At 62.8% G+C, this 16,225-nt stretch carries 23 protein-coding genes; 14 read left to right on the plus strand and 9 right to left on the minus strand.

Features of this window, described 5'->3' with window-relative positions; translation table 11 throughout:
- Nucleotides 1–92: 92 nt before the first annotated feature.
- Nucleotides 93–254 carry a hypothetical protein gene (locus tag ACZXDY_RS13375; protein ID WP_464345807.1) on the plus strand — a complete coding sequence of 54 codons (162 nt, stop codon included), beginning with the start codon at nucleotides 93–95 and terminating at the stop codon, nucleotides 252–254.
- A 21-nt stretch (nucleotides 255–275) separates the two neighbouring features.
- Here the strand turns inward: ACZXDY_RS13375 and ACZXDY_RS13380 are convergent, their stop codons facing one another.
- The gene (locus ACZXDY_RS13380; protein WP_051397000.1) at nucleotides 276–467 is read right to left on the minus strand and encodes a hypothetical protein; all 192 of its coding nucleotides are present in this window, start codon (nucleotides 465–467) and stop codon (nucleotides 276–278) included.
- Between the two features lie 60 nt (nucleotides 468–527).
- Between ACZXDY_RS13380 and ACZXDY_RS13385 the strand changes: the two genes are divergently transcribed.
- Nucleotides 528–800 (plus strand): hypothetical protein, encoded by a 273-nt coding sequence (locus tag ACZXDY_RS13385; RefSeq protein WP_464345808.1) that lies wholly within the window; start codon nucleotides 528–530, stop codon nucleotides 798–800.
- A gap of 118 nt (nucleotides 801–918) precedes the next feature.
- Here the strand turns inward: ACZXDY_RS13385 and ACZXDY_RS13390 are convergent, their stop codons facing one another.
- The 4 genes from ACZXDY_RS13390 to ACZXDY_RS13405 form a co-directional block, all read right to left on the minus strand.
- Nucleotides 919–1,146 (minus strand): DUF6894 family protein, encoded by a 228-nt coding sequence (locus ACZXDY_RS13390; protein WP_035691254.1) that lies wholly within the window; start codon nucleotides 1,144–1,146, stop codon nucleotides 919–921.
- A 26-nt stretch (nucleotides 1,147–1,172) separates the two neighbouring features.
- The gene (locus tag ACZXDY_RS13395; protein ID WP_165435335.1) at nucleotides 1,173–1,331 is read right to left on the minus strand and encodes a hypothetical protein; all 159 of its coding nucleotides are present in this window, start codon (nucleotides 1,329–1,331) and stop codon (nucleotides 1,173–1,175) included.
- A gap of 67 nt (nucleotides 1,332–1,398) precedes the next feature.
- Nucleotides 1,399–1,644 carry a hypothetical protein gene (locus tag ACZXDY_RS13400; RefSeq protein ID WP_464345809.1) on the minus strand — a complete coding sequence of 82 codons (246 nt, stop codon included), beginning with the start codon at nucleotides 1,642–1,644 and terminating at the stop codon, nucleotides 1,399–1,401.
- Between the two features lie 136 nt (nucleotides 1,645–1,780).
- Nucleotides 1,781–2,035 carry a hypothetical protein gene (locus ACZXDY_RS13405; RefSeq protein WP_245287457.1) on the minus strand — a complete coding sequence of 85 codons (255 nt, stop codon included), beginning with the start codon at nucleotides 2,033–2,035 and terminating at the stop codon, nucleotides 1,781–1,783.
- Between the two features lie 78 nt (nucleotides 2,036–2,113).
- Between ACZXDY_RS13405 and ACZXDY_RS13410 the strand changes: the two genes are divergently transcribed.
- On the plus strand, nucleotides 2,114–2,302 hold the full coding sequence (locus tag ACZXDY_RS13410) for a DUF3072 domain-containing protein (protein ID WP_464345810.1): 189 nt from the start codon (nucleotides 2,114–2,116) through the stop codon (nucleotides 2,300–2,302).
- Nucleotides 2,303–2,388: 86 nt separating this feature from the next.
- A complete protein-coding gene (locus tag ACZXDY_RS13415) occupies nucleotides 2,389–2,643 on the plus strand; it encodes a hypothetical protein (RefSeq protein WP_130227524.1) in 255 nt (84 codons plus the stop codon).
- Nucleotides 2,644–2,725: 82 nt separating this feature from the next.
- Here the strand turns inward: ACZXDY_RS13415 and ACZXDY_RS13420 are convergent, their stop codons facing one another.
- Complete coding sequence (locus tag ACZXDY_RS13420; RefSeq protein ID WP_028166438.1) at nucleotides 2,726–2,983, minus strand: hypothetical protein; 258 nt, start codon at nucleotides 2,981–2,983, stop codon at nucleotides 2,726–2,728.
- A 107-nt stretch (nucleotides 2,984–3,090) separates the two neighbouring features.
- On the opposite strand from ACZXDY_RS13420, the gene ACZXDY_RS13425 reads away from it, so the two are divergent.
- Nucleotides 3,091–5,160, plus strand: a complete 2,070-nt coding sequence (locus tag ACZXDY_RS13425; protein WP_464345811.1) for an ATP-dependent helicase — start codon at nucleotides 3,091–3,093, stop codon at nucleotides 5,158–5,160.
- A 146-nt stretch (nucleotides 5,161–5,306) separates the two neighbouring features.
- On the opposite strand, the gene ACZXDY_RS13430 is transcribed toward ACZXDY_RS13425, so the two are convergent.
- Nucleotides 5,307–5,585, minus strand: a complete 279-nt coding sequence (locus ACZXDY_RS13430; RefSeq protein ID WP_464345812.1) for a hypothetical protein — start codon at nucleotides 5,583–5,585, stop codon at nucleotides 5,307–5,309.
- A gap of 36 nt (nucleotides 5,586–5,621) precedes the next feature.
- Between ACZXDY_RS13430 and ACZXDY_RS13435 the strand changes: the two genes are divergently transcribed.
- The 6 genes from ACZXDY_RS13435 to ACZXDY_RS13460 all read left to right on the plus strand — a co-directional run bounded on the left by ACZXDY_RS13435 (nucleotide 5,622) and on the right by ACZXDY_RS13460 (nucleotide 11,581).
- Complete coding sequence (locus ACZXDY_RS13435; RefSeq protein WP_464345813.1) at nucleotides 5,622–6,839, plus strand: MFS transporter; 1,218 nt, start codon at nucleotides 5,622–5,624, stop codon at nucleotides 6,837–6,839.
- A gap of 89 nt (nucleotides 6,840–6,928) precedes the next feature.
- Nucleotides 6,929–7,660 (plus strand): DUF3750 domain-containing protein, encoded by a 732-nt coding sequence (locus ACZXDY_RS13440; protein WP_130227522.1) that lies wholly within the window; start codon nucleotides 6,929–6,931, stop codon nucleotides 7,658–7,660.
- 70 nt (nucleotides 7,661–7,730) lie between these two features.
- Nucleotides 7,731–8,363: a DsbA family protein gene (locus ACZXDY_RS13445; RefSeq protein WP_464345855.1), complete on the plus strand. Its 633-nt coding sequence runs from the start codon at nucleotides 7,731–7,733 to the stop codon at nucleotides 8,361–8,363.
- A gap of 191 nt (nucleotides 8,364–8,554) precedes the next feature.
- Entirely contained in the window at nucleotides 8,555–9,961 is a 1,407-nt protein-coding gene (locus ACZXDY_RS13450) for an MFS transporter (protein WP_028166443.1), read from the plus strand.
- 13 nt (nucleotides 9,962–9,974) lie between these two features.
- Nucleotides 9,975–11,162 carry an acyl-CoA dehydrogenase family protein gene (locus ACZXDY_RS13455; protein ID WP_464345814.1) on the plus strand — a complete coding sequence of 396 codons (1,188 nt, stop codon included), beginning with the start codon at nucleotides 9,975–9,977 and terminating at the stop codon, nucleotides 11,160–11,162.
- A gap of 17 nt (nucleotides 11,163–11,179) precedes the next feature.
- Entirely contained in the window at nucleotides 11,180–11,581 is a 402-nt protein-coding gene (locus ACZXDY_RS13460; protein WP_464345815.1) for a VOC family protein, read from the plus strand.
- A gap of 267 nt (nucleotides 11,582–11,848) precedes the next feature.
- Here ACZXDY_RS13460 and ACZXDY_RS13465 read toward each other — a convergent pair whose 3' ends face one another.
- Nucleotides 11,849–12,553, minus strand: coding sequence for a Spy/CpxP family protein refolding chaperone (locus tag ACZXDY_RS13465; RefSeq protein WP_464345816.1), 705 nt, complete (start codon nucleotides 12,551–12,553; stop codon nucleotides 11,849–11,851).
- A gap of 349 nt (nucleotides 12,554–12,902) precedes the next feature.
- Between ACZXDY_RS13465 and ACZXDY_RS13470 the strand changes: the two genes are divergently transcribed.
- Complete coding sequence (locus ACZXDY_RS13470; protein WP_028166447.1) at nucleotides 12,903–14,243, plus strand: ABC transporter substrate-binding protein; 1,341 nt, start codon at nucleotides 12,903–12,905, stop codon at nucleotides 14,241–14,243.
- Here ACZXDY_RS13470 and ACZXDY_RS13475 read toward each other — a convergent pair.
- Nucleotides 14,230–14,370, minus strand: coding sequence for a hypothetical protein (locus ACZXDY_RS13475; protein WP_155255375.1), 141 nt, complete (start codon nucleotides 14,368–14,370; stop codon nucleotides 14,230–14,232). The genes ACZXDY_RS13470 and ACZXDY_RS13475 overlap by 14 nt on opposite strands.
- Between ACZXDY_RS13475 and ACZXDY_RS13480 the strand changes: the two genes are divergently transcribed.
- Nucleotides 14,369–15,307, plus strand: a complete 939-nt coding sequence (locus ACZXDY_RS13480) for a carbohydrate ABC transporter permease (RefSeq protein ID WP_464345817.1) — start codon at nucleotides 14,369–14,371, stop codon at nucleotides 15,305–15,307. The genes ACZXDY_RS13475 and ACZXDY_RS13480 overlap by 2 nt on opposite strands.
- A complete protein-coding gene (locus tag ACZXDY_RS13485) occupies nucleotides 15,307–16,221 on the plus strand; it encodes a carbohydrate ABC transporter permease (RefSeq protein ID WP_028166449.1) in 915 nt (304 codons plus the stop codon). Before ACZXDY_RS13480 ends, ACZXDY_RS13485 begins: the two co-directional genes overlap by 1 nt.
- The last annotated feature ends 4 nt before the right edge of the window (nucleotides 16,222–16,225 follow it).

Below are 16,225 nucleotides of genomic sequence, written 5' to 3' on the forward strand. Positions count from 1 at the left end.
GTCGCCATTTCTTGCGGCTCGCAGGAACCTGCCCGCCCCCAGATCTGTTGTTGCGGCAGCCATGGGAAATGCTGCTGGAGCATCGATGGCCAATGACCACCCGCAGGAGACCGTTGAAACGCAGCAAGCTCGCGCACGGGAGGGATTTGGCGGCATGCCGTCCGCTCGTGCTCGACGATTCCAGCTCCGATGAATTGCTGGACGATTGGATGGTCGCCTATCCGGGCACCGAGTTGGTCACGCCGGCGGCCTGATCTGAAGCCTTGGCGACCCCATCAACCCGCCTGACTCGTGGACGGCCAGCTTCCCCGGACGAGCCGGACCCGTTCGATGCGCCCGCATTGCTCGCAGCGATATTGAATGACGTCCTTGCCGTCCTCGCCCGGCGCGCTCCGCTCGAGCCGCATTGTCTTCCTGCAGATGACGCAGGAGATCAGTGTGAGCAGCGGGTTGCGATCGTCATTCATCGTTCCCGTCCGACACAAAACTCACCGAAGTTAACCTATGTGGCGGTTGCGGCGGCTGAAATGGGCTACATCATCACTATTCGATGTAGTTATTATCGATGGCCGCCGGGGGCCGAGCTTATGGAACGTAAGCGATCTCCATTGGAGCGACAGGCGGCCGACGCGCTGCGCCGCGCACGCCGGCTCCCCGTCGGCGCCGGCCGCAACGATCTTCGCCAGCTTGCAGTCGGACTGCTCTTATTGCACCGCCGTGGCATGGACGCCCTGCTGGAAGGTCGCCTCCAGGGGTTTTCCCGGCTGAACCGGCCTCTTTCCGAAACAATCGTCGATTGACATTCCAAGCACGGGAACATCGGGCCGACGCAGCGCAATACTCGCTGCGCCATTCCGGTTGCCAGAGATCGGCCAACTGCCCGGCCGCGGTTCACCGAGCAGATCGACCTCGTTCGCGTCAGCCGCTCTTTTCGGCGGTATCGATACTTTCGCGATGAATCTCGATGCCAGCATCATCAAGCACCACGACCGCATAACCTTTGCCGAGATATTCCTGCCCGCTCTCAGCGAGATCGATCGCAAGCCGCTTGGCGTGCACGAGCGCCTGGTCGCGGTCACCCACCGGTCGTCCGATGGCATCGAGCGCCCGATCGTGGTCAACAATCCAGAAGTGATAGCGGGTCATCGGTATGCTCGTGGCTGCGACCGCCTTCAGCTGGTATTGCTCTCCCGCCACTTTTCGAGGTCAGGTTTCGGATCGCCGGATCGCTGCTCCTTCTCCGGCTTCTCCTTCCACGGTTTGTCGGTCTGCTTGTGCGAACCCCAGTCGGTCTGCTGCCGGGGATCATCGAGTGGCGTTTCCTTGCTCATGCGACACCTCCTGGAGGAAGCAAGCGCAAGCGCTAAATCTGTTCCTAACTCGGACACTCCGTCGCGGTCACGTCGCAGGTTCGAGTTCTCGCCCGACCAGCATCGCGCGCCTGTGCTTGAAGCGCCGATAGTCGTCGATCGCCCTGTTCGCCAGCAGAAGGCGCCGCCGCTCTCCCCGTCGCACCATCAGTTCGATATCGTCGACCAGAAAGCGGCTCGCGACTGCGCCATCGTCAAGCTCGCCGGCGCGCTCGAGAAAGTCCCAGGCGATCTGCACCGAATCTTCGATCAATACGCGCAAGGGCTCAGTCATGGTCTCCTTGCGGTGAAAACGCGCGGAGACGACGTCCGTTCCTGGTCGGAAGCGGGCGGGAGCACATCGTGCTGTGCTGTCGCGCAACTGCCCGCCTATCTATCCGCAAACGCGGCTAGCGAGGCTGGTTGGCGCGTCAATCCTTCTTCGGTCGCACAACCGGCTGGCGTTTCAGGTGCTCTCTGACGTCGGGCAGCCGTTCGCTGCCGCCGGCAGCTTTCCACTGACCGATCAGCTCAGTCATCTCCGAGCGCATGGCAAGCAGCCGGCGCGCCGCCTCCGTGCAATCGTGATCGTGATTGACCTGATCGCGGACCACGCCCTCGGCAACGATCATCTCGTCCCGTAGCGCACTGATCTTGCGACGGATTTCATTAATTCTATTATCCATGGCTTGTTAGAACAAAAATAGAACATAAAGTCAAGTCACGGATTTGAGACTACGAGGCAGCGGACCATGAGGACACCGGTGGCGAAATATGGCGGGGTACGCGAGCGCGCCAGTGCTCAAATGACCCGCGCCCAGGCATTGCGATTGAAGGGTCTTGCGGAGGAGGCCTACCAGCCCGGGCAATACGCGGGGGATCTGAGCTTTGAAGAAGCCGAGCGGCGTATTCAGGCGCTCGAGGCGGAAATCGCGCTGGCGGATTCCTTCTAGCCGATGCTGGCAGCCCCTCGCCTCCTGTTAACAAATGATATAGCCGGGTGACTTAAGCGTCGGTTGGTCGTTGCCCGGAGCGTCTCTTGCTGGATATCGAAAGGAATTCGCCGCTCCCGTTCCCGCTTGCGTTGAGGGACGGGCGGACGATCGCGACCGTTGGCGACGTGGCGGATTTCTTTTCATCACTCACTGAGGATCAGCGCGAACGCGTTCACTGGCGAACGGCGATCCTGATGCTGAACAATGCCATGAAGGAATCGCGCTATCTGAAGATCGCCGCCATCAACCTGCGCTCCGCGCTCGCCTATGACCGCTTGCTGGCGGAGGACGCGCTGTGACCGTGTTCGTAGGGGCATGGCCGAATCGCGGCTCTCTGCGGCAATCCGGGGTGGCCTTGGAGACCAGGCGCCCCGTTCCCTGTCAAAGCAGTTTTGCGCGCACGAACAGCGCGCGCAGCGCATTAGTCGCCGGGATCGCCAGCATCGCGTTGTCGGCGGCTTTCTCCAGCGCGCTGACCGCCTCGTCGTGCAGCGTGCGGAATTCCATCCACTCCACCGAGTTCAGATTGGTGATGAAGCGATAGGCCTGACCGACGGTCGCAATCGTGACGGTCTCGCCGTTCAGCTTGATCTTGAACGTCGCCTTCAGCGGTGTGTCGGAACTCGATACGTCACCCATGACGCGGTTGTGCAACGGGCGTAGCCAAAGTCAATCTAATTCTATCTCCCGCCCTGGACCTTCATCCCCACAGGCCCGATCTCTGTTAGCTTTCTCCGGGGTGATTCGTGCTCGCGGACAGCAAAGACACATATCTGGATGCGCTCAATCCTGCGCAACGGCGCGCCGTCGAGCACGGCGTCGGGCCGGATGGAACCATTGGCGCGCCGCTTCTGGTGATCGCCGGCGCCGGATCAGGCAAGACCAACACGTTGGCCCACCGCGTTGCGCATCTGATCGTCAGCGGTGCTGACCCACGCCGCATCCTCCTGATGACCTTCTCGCGCCGCGCGGCGGCGGAAATGACCAAGCGCGTCGAACGGATCGCCCGCCGCGTGCTCGGCGACAACGCGGGCGTCATGACCGATGCGCTCACTTGGTCCGGCACCTTTCACGGCATCGGCGCGCGGCTACTCCGGGAATATTCCGAGCGGATCGGGCTCGATCCTGCCTTCACCATCCATGACCGCGAGGATTCCGCCGACCTCATCAACCTCGTCCGGCACGATCTCGGCTTCTCCAAAACCGAGAGCCGCTTCCCGACCAAGGGCACTTGCCTTGCGATCTATTCCCGCTGCGTCAATTCCGAGACGCCGATCGATAGCGTGCTCGGCATGTTCTATCCCTGGTGCTCGGGCTGGGCGGATGAACTGAAGCGCCTGTTTGCCGCTTATGTCGACGCCAAGCAGCAACAGAACGTACTCGATTATGACGACCTCCTGCTCTATTGGGCGCAGATGGTGACCGACGCTGCGCTTGCCGACGAGATCGGTGGCCGCTTCGACCACGTCATGGTCGACGAATACCAAGACACCAACCGCCTGCAATCATCGATCCTGCTCGCACTGAAACCCGGAGGGAGCGGGCTTACGGTCGTGGGCGACGACGCGCAGTCGATCTATTCGTTCCGCGCCGCCACTGTCCGCAACATCCTGGATTTTCCGGATCAGTTTACGCCGAGGGCGGAGCTCATCACGCTCGATCGCAACTATCGCTCGACCGAGCCGATCCTATCGGCCGCAAACGGCGTGATTGCGCTGGCCAAGGAGCGCTTCACGAAGAATCTCTGGACCGAGCGGACATCGTCGCGCAAGCCACAGCTCGTCGCCGTCCGCGACGAGGCCGATCAGGCGCGCTACATCGTCGAGCAGGTCCTGGCGAACCGCGAGGAAGGCGCGTTGCTCAAGCACCAGGCGGTCTTGTTTCGCACCTCCTCGCATAGCGGTCCGCTGGAAGTCGAACTCACCCGCCGCAACATTCCCTTCGTGAAGTTCGGCGGCCTGAAATTCCTCGACGCCGCCCATGTCAAGGACATGCTGGCGTTATTGCGCTTCGTGGAGAATCCGCGCGACCGCGTCGCCGGTTTCCGCATCCTGCATTTGCTGCCGGGCGTCGGGCCAAGCTCGGCGCAGCGGGTGCTCGAACGCATGGCCGAGGCTGCCGACCCGATTGCCGCACTTTGCACCTTGCCCCCGCCGCCGCGCGCTGGCGAAGATTGGAAGGGATTTGTCCGCGCGATCGAGAACCTCCGCTATTCCGAGTGGCCCGTCGATATCGAGCGGGCACGGCTGTGGTACGAGCCGCATCTCGACCGCATCCACGAGGACGCCGAGGTCCGCCGCGCGGATTTGATCCAGCTCGAACAGATCGCAAGCGGCTATCCGTCGCGCGAGCGCTTCCTGACCGAGCTCACGCTCGATCCGCCCGATGCGACCAGCGACCAGGCCCGCCCGCCTTTGCTCGACGAGGACTATCTGATCCTCTCGACGATCCATTCCGCCAAGGGACAGGAATGGAAGTCGGTTTTCGTGCTCAACGTCGTCGACGGCTGCATGCCCTCCGATCTCGGCGCCGGGACCAGCGCCGAGCTGGAAGAGGAACGCCGCCTGCTCTACGTCGCCATGACCCGCGCCAAGGATGATCTGCACCTGATCCTGCCGCAGCGCTTCTTCGTGCACGGCCAGAGCGCCAAAGGCGACCGGCACATGTACGCCTCGCGCACGCGTTTCATCCCGGAGAGGCTGGTGCCGCTGTTCGAGCGCTCCACCTGGCCGATTGCGCGTCCGGCGACCGCAGCGCCGGCAGATCGTGCAGCGCCGGTCGACATCCGCGCCAAGATGCGCGGGATGTGGCGTTAGCCGAGAGAGCAATCGGGGAACGATCGCTACCGGGCCACGTTGATGCCAGGTCCAAAACTTTTGCGATGGCCCCCGTGGCGAACGACGAAGCCGCGAAAGCCGTCGTCCGATGAGCAGTCGTGAAAACCTTCCCGTGTGCCGTGCTGTTACTTTCTCGCGAAGATCTGCTTGAGGTAGCAGAGTCCATCGTAAGTCAGCCGCGTCTCGCGGGTCTCGCCCTTCGCTACTTCGCCTTCCAGGAACGTCTCGAGCTCCGGAAGCGCGCGCTCGAACTTCTCCGTGATGCCCATCATCACGCAGGTTTCCTTGATGCGTTCGATCGGTCTTTCGAGAACGTCGATTTGAACCATCGCCTTCAAATTCATGATCCAGCGCTTTGTTCCGACCGCTGCGGTGGAAGCCCGCCGCCGGTCTCGGAGAATCATCTGGTGATCGCTTAACCGGCCGAGAGTCTACTTGCCATGCGTGTCAGCAAGAAGAATGAGCGATCGGACAAGGCGGCGCGGCTGTGGCCTCTGCTCGCTCTGAACTTCTTCATGGCCGACATGCAGTCCGGCATCGGGCCGTTCGTCGGTGTCTTTCTCCAGGCGCATGGCTGGGCGAGCGGCTGGATTGGGACCGCGATGACGATAGGCAACGTCGCGGGCATGCTGATCACGACGCCGATCGGCGGTTTCATCGATGCAAGCCGGCACAAGCGCGCCTGGGTGATCGTGCCGGGCGTCGCCGTTGTCACCGCCTCGGCCCTCATTCTGCTGTCGCAAAACTTCTGGGCCGTCGCCTCATCGCAAATCGCAACCTCGCTTGCCGGCGCCGCCATCGTTCCCGCCGTCACCGGCATCACGCTTGGCATCGTGAGGCAGAAGGGCTTCAACCGGCAGAACGGCCGCAACCAGGCCTTCAACCATGCCGGCAACATGGTCGGCGCGGCCGTATCGGGCTATCTCGGTTGGAAATACGGCTACACGGCCGTGTTCCTGCTGGCGGCGCTCTTCGGCGTCATTGCGATCGCATGCGTTCTTCTGATCCCTGCCGACGCCATCGACAACAGGGCTGCGCGTGGCACCAAAGAGGATGATCCGGAGAGCCAGCCAAGCGGCTTCACGGTGCTGGCGAGGCACAAGGCGCTGCTCGTCCTCGCATTGGCATTGGCGGCCTTCCATCTCGGCAATGCCGCGATCCTTCCGCTGTATGGGTTGGCGGCGGTTGCCGACGGCTTTGCCAAGGGGCCGGATTTCGTGGCGACCACGATTGTGATCGCGCAGGCCGTCATGATCGTGACCTCGATCATCGGCATGCGTGCGGCGGAAAACCGCAGCTATTGGCCGGTGCTGCTCGCGTCCTTCCTGGCACTGCCGCTGCGCGGCATCCTCGCGTTCTTCCTCACGGGCTGGTGGGGCGTAGTGCCGGTGCAAATTCTCGACGGCATCGGCGCCGGCCTGCAGAGTGTCGCGGTCCCGGGAATGGTCGCCCGCTCGCTGAACGGGACCGGCCGTATCAATCTCGGACAGGGCGCGGTGATCACCGTTCAAGGCATCGGCGCTTCGCTCAGCCCCGCGCTCGGCGGCTGGATCGCGCAATGGATCGGCTATCCGCCGACATTCGTCCTGCTCGGCGCACTCGGCCTGGTCTCGGTCGCGCTGTGGGTCGGCTTCGCCCCCGAGATGAAGAAATATTGATGCCCGCTGGCCCGCTCTGGTTCCGGCGGACCGGAATGACTAGATCGACATGACCACCCTTCCGCCGATGTCCCTCTGTGAAGAAATTCGTGGTCATTCTCGTCCTGCTGATTGTCGTTCCGCTTGCCTTTTCGACGGTCGCCTATTTGCTGGGAGACAGGCGCGTCGATTGGCAGACGGCCGACCGATCGAGCGCGGGCCTGCTGCCGAAAGCCTCCGAGCATCCGGCCGCCGTCGTCCGCGTCTATGCTGCGCGCACCGTGCGCTGGCGCGGGATTTTTGCGGTCCACACCTGGATCGTGGTCAAGGAACAGGATGCGCCGCGCTACAGCCGCTATGACTACACGGCGTGGGGGCAACCGATCCGGGTCGACGGCTTCGAGGCCGACGGCCGATGGTTCGGTGCCGTGCCGGAAGCAATCGTGAGCGTGGACGGCGCGAACGCCGAGCCGCTGATCCCGAAGATCCGGGCGGTCATCGAGAATTACAGGTTTCGCGACTATGGCGATTACAGCGCCTGGCCGGGCCCGAACTCGAACACGTTTGTTCAGGCGGCACTCGACGCCGTGCCGGAACTGCAAGCGGTGCTACCGCCGACGGCGATCGGCAAGGACTACCCTTACCGGGGCGAGTGGTACGGCGTCACCGCGTCGCGCACCGGTGTCTTCGCCACATTGGGCGGTTATCTCGGTCTGACGATCGGCTGGATCGAAGGGATCGAGCTGAACTTGTTCGGCGGAGTCCTTGGCATCGATATCCGTCGCCCTGCCCTGAAGTTCCCGGGCGTCGGCCGGCTCGGCCTGCCGCTTGCCCGGTCATAGCTGGCTGCCGGGCTGGTTGTCAGAAGAAGCTATTCACTCGCGGAGTATCTCGTTGCCTGTTCTCAGTCATATGACCAGCGCCGCCTTGGGGTTCATTGTCCTGCTTGCTTTCCTTGGTCCGCCGACAGATCGGGAGGCAAAGGCGCAAAGCGCGACCGCTGCAGCGGTCGCCAAGCCCGTATCATTGCCCGACATCGCAATCGGCTCACCGAAGGCGCCAGTAACGATCGTCGAATATGCCTCGATGAGCTGTCCGCATTGCGCGGCATTCGGCGAGAATGTCTTTCCGATGCTGCGCTCGAAATATATCGACACCGGCAAGGTCCGGTTCGTGTTTCGCGAATTCCCGCTCGACATCAAGGCCGCCGCCGCGTCGATGCTGGTGCGTTGCATCGGCAAGGACGATCCGGAAAAGCATTTCGCCGTCATCGAGACGCTGTTCAAGCAGCAGGCCCGCCTGATGGATCAAACAAAGGAAACGCTGTTCCTGGTTGGCAAGCTGAACGGGATGAGCGAGCAGGACGTCGAAACCTGCGAGACCGACCAAGCGCTGCTCGACAAGATCGCCGCCGACCAGCGCTACGCGATGGAGACGCTCAAGGTCGACGCCACGCCAACCTTCTTCGTCAATGGCGAACAATGGAAAGGCGCGATGTCCTACGAAGAGCTGGACGCGAAGCTCAAGACCCTGCTCAAGCGCTAGAACGCCCCGCTCTCGCACATGCGATTGTGCAGAGCGGCATGCATCGCCTCATCGTCACAACGCAGATGTGCCCCGCGCGCTGGTGGGCTTGCCGTTCGCCGCGGCCCAAGGATAGCTTCGCTGACCATAGGCGGGGCGATGGGCGCGACGCCCGCTTGAATCAAAATGAACAGGCGCCAAGGGGAAACGCCATGTTCGAGATTCTCGATCGCCGGAGGAGTCTGACCGGCAACCAGATCAAGATCCTTTCGGCTGCCATCATCGGCGACGCGCTGGAATTCTTCGATTATTTCCTGATCGGCTTCGTGCTCGCCTTCCTGATCGGGCCGTGGAAGCTCACCTTCGGACAGTCGGCGACGGTCCTGATGAGCTCCGGCATCGGCGCCATCATCGGAGCCTATGTCTGGGGCTGGCTCGCCGACCGGGTCGGCCGCCGGATCGTATTCATCGGCACCGTACTCAACTTCTCGATCGCCACGGGCCTTCTGTACTTTACCCCCGATAACGGCTGGATCTATCTCGCGGTGCTGCGCTTCTTCGTCGGCACAGGCGTCGGCGGGCTCTATTGCGTGGACCTGCCGCTGGTGCAGGAGTTCGTGCCCTCGCACAAGCGCGGCTGGGTCGGCGGCCTCGTCACCTGCGTGATCCCGCTCGGCGTCGGGCTCGGCGCCGTCCTTGGGGCGTTCATGGGCTCCGACCAGTGGCGGCTGATGTTTGCGATCGGCGTGCTGCCGTCCCTGCTCGTGCTGCTGGTCCGGCTCTGGGTTCCGGAGAGCCCGCGCTGGCTGTGCCGCCAGGGCCGCTACGAGGAAGCGCGCAAGTCGCTCGCCTGGGCGCTACAAGTGGAGCCGTCCTCCCTCCCGCTGCCGACGGCGGCCGATGCCGGCCCGGTGATCAAGACGAGCTGGCTTGATCTCTTCAAATATCCGCGCAGCCTGATCGTCTCCTGGCTCGGCAATGCGGGCGCGCAGACCGGCGTTTACGGCATCACCCTGTGGGCGCCGGCGCTGTTCGTACTGCTTCTGAAGGTGACGCCGCAGGAAGCCGCCAAGATGATGATCCTGCTCAGTGTGTCGGGTTTCCTCGGCCGCATCTCTTTTTCCTTTCTCTCGGAGCTCCTGGGACGGCGGACCTCCGGCGGGCTGCTCGGTTTCGGCGCGGGCGCGCTGACGATCATCGCAGGCTATCATTACGACGCCACGCTGTTCGGCGTCTCCGCGTTCTGGCTGCTGTTGACCCTGGCATTCTTCTTCGCCGATGGCGGCTTTGCCATTGTCGGGCCTTATGCGGCGGAGGTCTGGCCCTCGCATCTGCGCACCACCGGCATGGGCTCGGCCTATGGCTTCGGCGGCATCGGCAAGATCATCGGTCCGGTCGGTCTTGCGCTGATCGTCGGCTCCAGCAACTACCTGAAGCCTGATGTGCCGCTGACGCAAATCCCGACCGCCTTCGTCTATCTCGGATGCTGGTTCCTGATGGCGGGCGCCGTCTATTACTTCCTTGGCATCGAGACCAGGGGCAAATCGATCGAACAGATCGATCGCGAGCTGACGGGCGAAGCCGACGTAGCGGCGACCGCGTCGGTTCGGCAAGCCTGAGGAGCTTTGAACGATGATCGCGACATCTGCCGAACTTGCGGGCGATCCGGCCGTGATCGCCCGCGCGAAAGCGGTCCAGCCGCTGGTCGCAGCGGCCGCAAACGAGATCGAGCAAACGCGCCGGTTGCCGCCGGCGCTGCTCGACCAGCTCCATGACCACAGGCTGTTTCGCCTGTTGCTGCCGCGGTCGTCGCAGGGGATCGAGACCGATCCCCTCACCTTCTTCCATGTCATGGAGACCATCGCGCAGGCCGATGCCTCGACGGCGTGGTGTCTGAGCCAGGCCGGCGGTTGCGCGATGGCGGCTGCCTATCTCGATTTGCCGGTCGCGCATGCGGTGTTCGGCGATCCCCGCGCGGTGCTGGCCTGGGGTCCCGGCCCAAGGGTGAAGGCAGTCGAATGCGCAGGTGGCTACCGCGTCACCGGCGTCTGGTCGTTCGCTTCCGGCGGGCGACACGCCACCTGGCTCGGCGCGCATTGCCCGGTCTATGCGGCTGACGGCTCGCCGAAACGCGACGCCAATGGCGCGCAGATCGAGCGCACCATGCTGGTGCGGACCGAGGACGTCGAATGGACCGACATCTGGAACACGGTCGGCCTGCGCGGCACCGCCAGCGACCAGTTCGCACTGAACGACTTCTTCGTTCGCGCGGATCATTCGATCACCCGCGAGTTCGAGCGCGAACGCCGCGAGGCCGGCCCGCTCTACCGGATGGGGTCAGGCACCTGCTACCAGGTCGGCTTTGCCGGCGTCGCCTGCGGCATCGCCCGGGGCGCGCTCGACAACTTCGTCGACGTGGCGCGCAACAAGGTGCCGCGCGGTGCCAAGAGCCCGCTGCGCGACAACGCCGTGATACAGTCCGGCCTGGCCCTGGCCGAAGTCCATCTGCGTTCCGCGCGCGGCTTCGTGCTGCAATCGATGGCCGACATCTGGAAGGACCTCGTCGCCGGCAACGACATCACGGTCGAGCAGCGGATCACCATCCGCATGGCCGCCACCCACGCCATCCACAAGGCGTGCGAGGCCGTCGACTTCGCCTACAATGCCGCGGGAGCAACCGCGATCTTCGACGGCCATCCGCTCGAGCGCCGCTTCCGCGACATCCACACCGTGACCCAGCAACTGCAGGGCCGGCTCAGCCATTTCGAAACCGTCGGCGCCTGGATCATGGGTGCCGATTGCGACCTCACCTTCGTTTAGTTTCCAAGGAGAACACCATGCCGCTCGGCCGACTGCAGCATTACACGATCGAACCCCAGGATCTCGAAAAGACCAAGAACTTCTATTGCGACGTGCTGGGTCTCGAGAATGGCGACCGACCGCCGCTCGATTTCCCCGGCTACTGGCTCTATTCCGGCGGCGTCGCCACCGTGCACCTGATGGGCACCCGCAAGCCGCGTGAGGGCATCGTGGTCCGCGGCACCGAGAAGAAATACGAAGACACCGGACGGCTCGACCACATCGCCTTTTCCGCCACCGACGTAGATGGCGTGCGCCGCCGCCTGCAGCAGCACAATATCAAGTTCCGCGAAAGCATCGTGCCACGGACCGGCGACACCCAATTCTTCTTCTACGACCCGGACGGGGTCGGCGTGGAACTCAACTTCGCCAAGGTTTAGAAAGGCTCCCCGGCGACAAGTTCCGTACGCGATTCATCGGCCAGCCCGCGCTGGCCGATGCCATTTTGTAACGCTGCGCCAACGGGTTCCCGACAAGACCTTCAATCAGCCATAAGTCGGGCGTGAATCAGTCGAGGTTTCTTCAACTTTGCATGACGATTGGAGAGGCCGCGCCGCTGCGGCAGGATAGCCGGGTGCCGCGCCTTCAACCTACCCCAGGGCATGGTTACCCGGCTATTCGTGGCGGCCGTCGAAGTGCCCTCCCACTTAGTCCAGCCCCCGCTCGTGGCTGAGGCGGACCATTTCGTTGATGAAGATCTGCTTCTGCTTGTCGTCGAGGCTCGCATAAAGCGGCTCGGCGGCATCGGCGACGTTGCGCTGGTCGACGGCGCGGTCGTTGAGGAACTGGGCCTCATTGCGCATCTGCTCGACGATATCGTCCGGCGGGTCGCGCTTGGCGCGCGCAATGCGCAGGTTCACGCGATCGGCGCCGTTGTGACCGAGATAGTGCATCGCACTATTGAAGCCCGCCCAATACTTCTCCTGCTCGGGCGTGAGGTTCAGCTCTTTCTTGATCCGCTCGATATTGGAGTCGCTGTTGGCGACAATCTGCTCGGCCGTGAGCTGCGGCACGTTCGCCTGGGTCAGCATCTGCGGTTGCTTGGCGGCCTTATCCTTGGCGGCCTTGCTGCTCTTGGCCGGAGGGCCTTGCTTGTCGGCCGGCGCCGGGTTGGTGCCGGTGAGCACGCCGGTCACCCCCGTGACCACGCCAACCACACCTCCAATTGCGCCGCCCAAGACGCCACCGACCGGCCCGGCAGCCTTGTTGCCTTCACGAGCCCCCTGCTGGACGCCCTGGATCAACCCTTGCGCCTCCGCGCGCGGGGAGGCATTGAAGGACAGGATGGCAGCCGCCGCCAGCGCGGCGCAGAGCCTCAAGCGCGCACGCTGCTTCGATACCAAGCTTGGCATTATCGGAGTCTCCATGATCGATCGTGATCGCGGCTGAAGCGCCGCCGATCCCCGGACTTTATCGTTCTCCCCGCAAGCAGGTCTACCTGTCGCGTCCCTGCATTCGCGTGCGCCGCAAAAAAGCGCCCTGCGGCAGGCATAGCGCAAAGATTAACAGATCCGACTGCCTGCCATTTGCACACAACGTTAGTTCTACGAAAGCATTCACCTGATTTCTCGACAGGCGCCGACAATTCTGCTCTGATCTCCAACGAGGAAATCGCCCCGCCGCCTCGAATGCGGCGAGCCAAAAAAACAAAAACGAGATTTCGCAAGTCTTTGACCGTCGGCTCACCAGGGAGGGAACGCCATGTCACGGAAGAAGCTGTCTCGACGAGAATTTGTTGCGGCTACAGCGCTGTCATCGGCAGCGCTGGTTACGGCTCCTTACATCCGCGGCGCCTATGCCGCGGGCACGCTCTCGATTGGTTTCTGGGATCACTGGGTGCCCGGAGCCAACAAGGCTTCGACCGAGCTCGTCAATGAATGGGCGGCGAAAGAAAAGGTCGAGGTGACGATCGATTACATCCCGAGCCAAGGCAATAAGAACCTGCTGACGATCGCCGCCGAAGCCCAGGCGAAGTCCGGTCATGACATTCTGCAGATGCCCACCTGGTGGCCCCATGCGCACGCCGAACTGCTCGAGCCCGTCAACGACATCATGGACCAGCTCGTCAAGCAGAACGGCAAGGTCAACGGAACGGTCAATTATCTGGGGCAGGCCAACGGCAAGTGGCTCGGCGTTCCCGCCAGCGTCGGCAGCCAGATCAAGGGCCCCTGCTCGCGCATCGATCTGATGAAGAAACATGCCGGCATCGATGTGCAGGAAATGTATCCGGCAGGTTCGCCGCCCAAAGACGAGAACTGGACATTGGACACGTTCCTGAAGGCGGCCGAAGCCTGCCACAAGGCCGGCGTTCCCTTCGGCATCGGCCTCGGCGAGACCAGCGACAATGTCGACACCGCGGGCGCGATCTTCCAGTCCTACGGCGCCGAGCTCGTCGATGCCAAGGGCAACCTGACCGTGAAGACCGATGCGGTGCGGCAGTCGCTCGAATTCTACAAGAAGCTGATCGCGTTCCTGCCGCCGGATGTGTCGGCATGGGACGACGCTTCCAACAACAAGTGGCTGGTCTCGGGCAAGGGGGCGATGATCATGAATCCGCCCAGCGCCTGGGCCGTCGCCAAACGCGACGCGCCGCAGATCGCCGAACAGTGCTGGACGCACGGCTTCCCGGCCGGACCGAAAGGCCGCTTTGCGCCCTATCTGCCTTTCTTCTGGAACATCTGGGCGTTCTCGAAGAACAAGGCAGCCGCCAAAAGCCTCTTGGTCCACCTGTCGCAGCCGGCATCGGTCGAGAAGATGGTGGTGGCGAGCGGCGGCTATGACCTGCCCGCCTATGAGAATCTGACGAAGCTGAAGGTGTGGGAGGAGGAAGGGCCCCCGAAGGGCACTCTCTTCAGCTATCCGGACCCCTACCATAGGCAAACGCTGTCGATCGCGGCCTCGCCGGCGCCGCCCAAGGTCGCGCAGCAAATCTATGCGCAGGCAACCCTAACCAAGATGTGCCTGCGTTTTGCCCAGGGCGAAGCGATGGAAAAGACGCTCGCCTGGGCCGAAGGCGAGTGTGAAGGCTTCATGCGGAGCTGAGAGCGAGCGTGTCGTCGCGGTGGCCGTAACCGGCCGCCGCGGCGCGGACCGTCACCGCTGTTGGCGGCATCAGGTCCGACGTTCCGGATTCTCCGTTGGAATAACTCTCGCGAGGAAGATCGATCATGGCCGATGTCGCCCTTCACCCGAACCGTGTCCCGGCAACAAAAGCCACACGGAGGCGCAACGGTTTACACAATGCGCTGAGGCGCAAGTCGACGGTCGCGTTCCTGATGACGCTGCCGCTGATCCTCCTCGTCGCGGCGTTCGTCATCTATCCCGCGCTCTACTCCCTGCATCTGGCGACGCTGAACAAGTCGATGACGAAATTCATCGGCCTCGGCAATTTCGAGTTCCTGTTCAAGCGCGACACGTTCTGGCTGGTCGTGAAGCAGTCCTGCATCTTCGCGATTTCGGCCGTGATCTTCAAAGCGTTGATCGGCTTCATCGTCGCGCATTTCGTGCACAACGTTCCCGCCAACAAGCAGCGCAGATGGCGCGGCATGTTGCTGGTGCCGTGGGTGATCCCACCGGCGATGAGCACGCTGGCCTGGCTGTGGCTGTTTGATCCCTCCTATAGCGCCTTCAATTATAGCCTGTCCTTCTTCGGCATCGGGCCTATCCCATGGACCGGCGATGCGAATTGGGCGCGTTTCTCCGTCATCCTCGTCAACGTCTGGTATGGCGCGCCCTTCTTCATGATCATGTATCTGGCGGCGCTGAAATCGGTGCCCGAGCAGCTCTATGAGGCGGCCGCGATCGATGGCGCCAATTGGTGGCAGCGCATCTGGTACGTGACGCTTCCGATGATGCGCAACATCATCGCGATCACGACGCTGTTCTCGCTGATCGTCACCTTCGCCAATTTCGATATCGTCCGCATCCTCACCGCCGGCGGCCCGCTCGACCACACCCACATCTTCGCGACCTGGGCGTTCCGGGTCGGCATCGAGGGCAGCGACATTCCGCTCGGCGCCAGCGTCTCGCTGTTCATGGTGCCGATCCTCGCGGTGGCGGCGATCTTCATCCTGCGCGATATCTCCAAGCGGGGGAACGAAGCCTGATGAGCACAATCACGATCGACAAGGCCGGACCGACCCGTAAGGTCAAGAAATACGGCAGCATCAGCCGCGACCGCGCCTGGGCGCTGCGCTGGTCGTACTTCTTCCTGGTGCTGTTCGCGATCTTCTCGCTGACACCGCCGCTCTATATGCTGATCACTTCGCTGAAGAGCAGCGCCGAGATCTCGGCGGCGACCAATCCATGGTGGGTATATCATCCGACGCTTGAGAACTATATCGGGCTGCTGACATCGAACCAGTTCCTGCGTTTCTTCTGGAATTCGGCCTGGGTCTCGATCATCGTCGTCACCATCACCATGCTGATCAGCGTCCCCGCAGCATTTGCACTTGCACGGATGAAGTTCTGGGGTTCGGCAACGCTCGCGACCGGCGTGTTCCTGACCTACCTCATTCCGGACACGCTGCTCTTCATCCCGCTGTTCAAGATGTTCGTCCTGATCGGCGACTGGACCGGCATCCAGCTCATCAACCGCTGGTACGTGCTGCTCTTCATCTATCCGACGCTGACGGTGCCGTTCTGCACCTGGATCATGATCGGCTACTTCGCCTCGATCCCGAAGGAGCTCGATGAGGCCGCGATCATCGACGGCGCGTCCTGGTTCCAGACGCTGACGCGGATCTTCATTCCGGTCGCGCTACCCGGCCTGATCGCGGCGACGATCTTCGCCTTCACGGTCTCCTGGGCCCAGTTCCTCTATCCCCTGGTGTTCACGACCTCGACCGACCAGCTCGTGCTCCCGGTCGGCATCATCACCACCCTGATCAAGGGCGACGTGTTCAACTGGGGACAGATCATGACCGGGGCGCTGCTCGGCGCCGCGCCGCCGCTGATCATCTACGCCTTCCTGATGGACTATTACATTGCCGGCCTGACCGCCGGCGCGACAAAGGGTTGAACTC

The sequence above is a fragment of the Bradyrhizobium sp. LeoB3 genome (assembly GCF_055456055.1).

Bases quoted from the DNA above. Each gene is read 5' to 3' on its own strand.
- ACZXDY_RS13375 (WP_464345807.1), top strand. From the start codon at position 93: ATGACCACCCGCAGGAGACCGTTGAAACGCAGCAAGCTCGCGCACGGG.
- ACZXDY_RS13380 (WP_051397000.1), bottom strand. From the start codon at position 467: ATGAATGACGATCGCAACCCGCTGCTCACACTGATCTCCTGCGTCATC.
- ACZXDY_RS13385 (WP_464345808.1), top strand. From the start codon at position 528: ATGGGCTACATCATCACTATTCGATGTAGTTATTATCGATGGCCGCCG.
- ACZXDY_RS13390 (WP_035691254.1), bottom strand. From the start codon at position 1,146: ATGACCCGCTATCACTTCTGGATTGTTGACCACGATCGGGCGCTCGAT.
- ACZXDY_RS13395 (WP_165435335.1), bottom strand. From the start codon at position 1,331: ATGAGCAAGGAAACGCCACTCGATGATCCCCGGCAGCAGACCGACTGG.
- ACZXDY_RS13400 (WP_464345809.1), bottom strand. From the start codon at position 1,644: ATGACTGAGCCCTTGCGCGTATTGATCGAAGATTCGGTGCAGATCGCC.
- ACZXDY_RS13405 (WP_245287457.1), bottom strand. From the start codon at position 2,035: ATGGATAATAGAATTAATGAAATCCGTCGCAAGATCAGTGCGCTACGG.
- ACZXDY_RS13420 (WP_028166438.1), bottom strand. From the start codon at position 2,983: ATGGGTGACGTATCGAGTTCCGACACACCGCTGAAGGCGACGTTCAAG.
- ACZXDY_RS13430 (WP_464345812.1), bottom strand. From the start codon at position 5,585: ATGATTCTCCGAGACCGGCGGCGGGCTTCCACCGCAGCGGTCGGAACA.
- ACZXDY_RS13435 (WP_464345813.1), top strand. From the start codon at position 5,622: ATGCGTGTCAGCAAGAAGAATGAGCGATCGGACAAGGCGGCGCGGCTG.
- ACZXDY_RS13445 (WP_464345855.1), top strand. From the start codon at position 7,731: ATGACCAGCGCCGCCTTGGGGTTCATTGTCCTGCTTGCTTTCCTTGGT.
- ACZXDY_RS13450 (WP_028166443.1), top strand. From the start codon at position 8,555: ATGTTCGAGATTCTCGATCGCCGGAGGAGTCTGACCGGCAACCAGATC.
- ACZXDY_RS13455 (WP_464345814.1), top strand. From the start codon at position 9,975: ATGATCGCGACATCTGCCGAACTTGCGGGCGATCCGGCCGTGATCGCC.
- ACZXDY_RS13460 (WP_464345815.1), top strand. From the start codon at position 11,180: ATGCCGCTCGGCCGACTGCAGCATTACACGATCGAACCCCAGGATCTC.
- ACZXDY_RS13465 (WP_464345816.1), bottom strand. From the start codon at position 12,553: ATGCCAAGCTTGGTATCGAAGCAGCGTGCGCGCTTGAGGCTCTGCGCC.
- ACZXDY_RS13470 (WP_028166447.1), top strand. From the start codon at position 12,903: ATGTCACGGAAGAAGCTGTCTCGACGAGAATTTGTTGCGGCTACAGCG.
- ACZXDY_RS13480 (WP_464345817.1), top strand. From the start codon at position 14,369: ATGGCCGATGTCGCCCTTCACCCGAACCGTGTCCCGGCAACAAAAGCC.
- ACZXDY_RS13475 (WP_155255375.1), bottom strand. From the start codon at position 14,370: ATGATCGATCTTCCTCGCGAGAGTTATTCCAACGGAGAATCCGGAACG.
- ACZXDY_RS13485 (WP_028166449.1), top strand. From the start codon at position 15,307: ATGAGCACAATCACGATCGACAAGGCCGGACCGACCCGTAAGGTCAAG.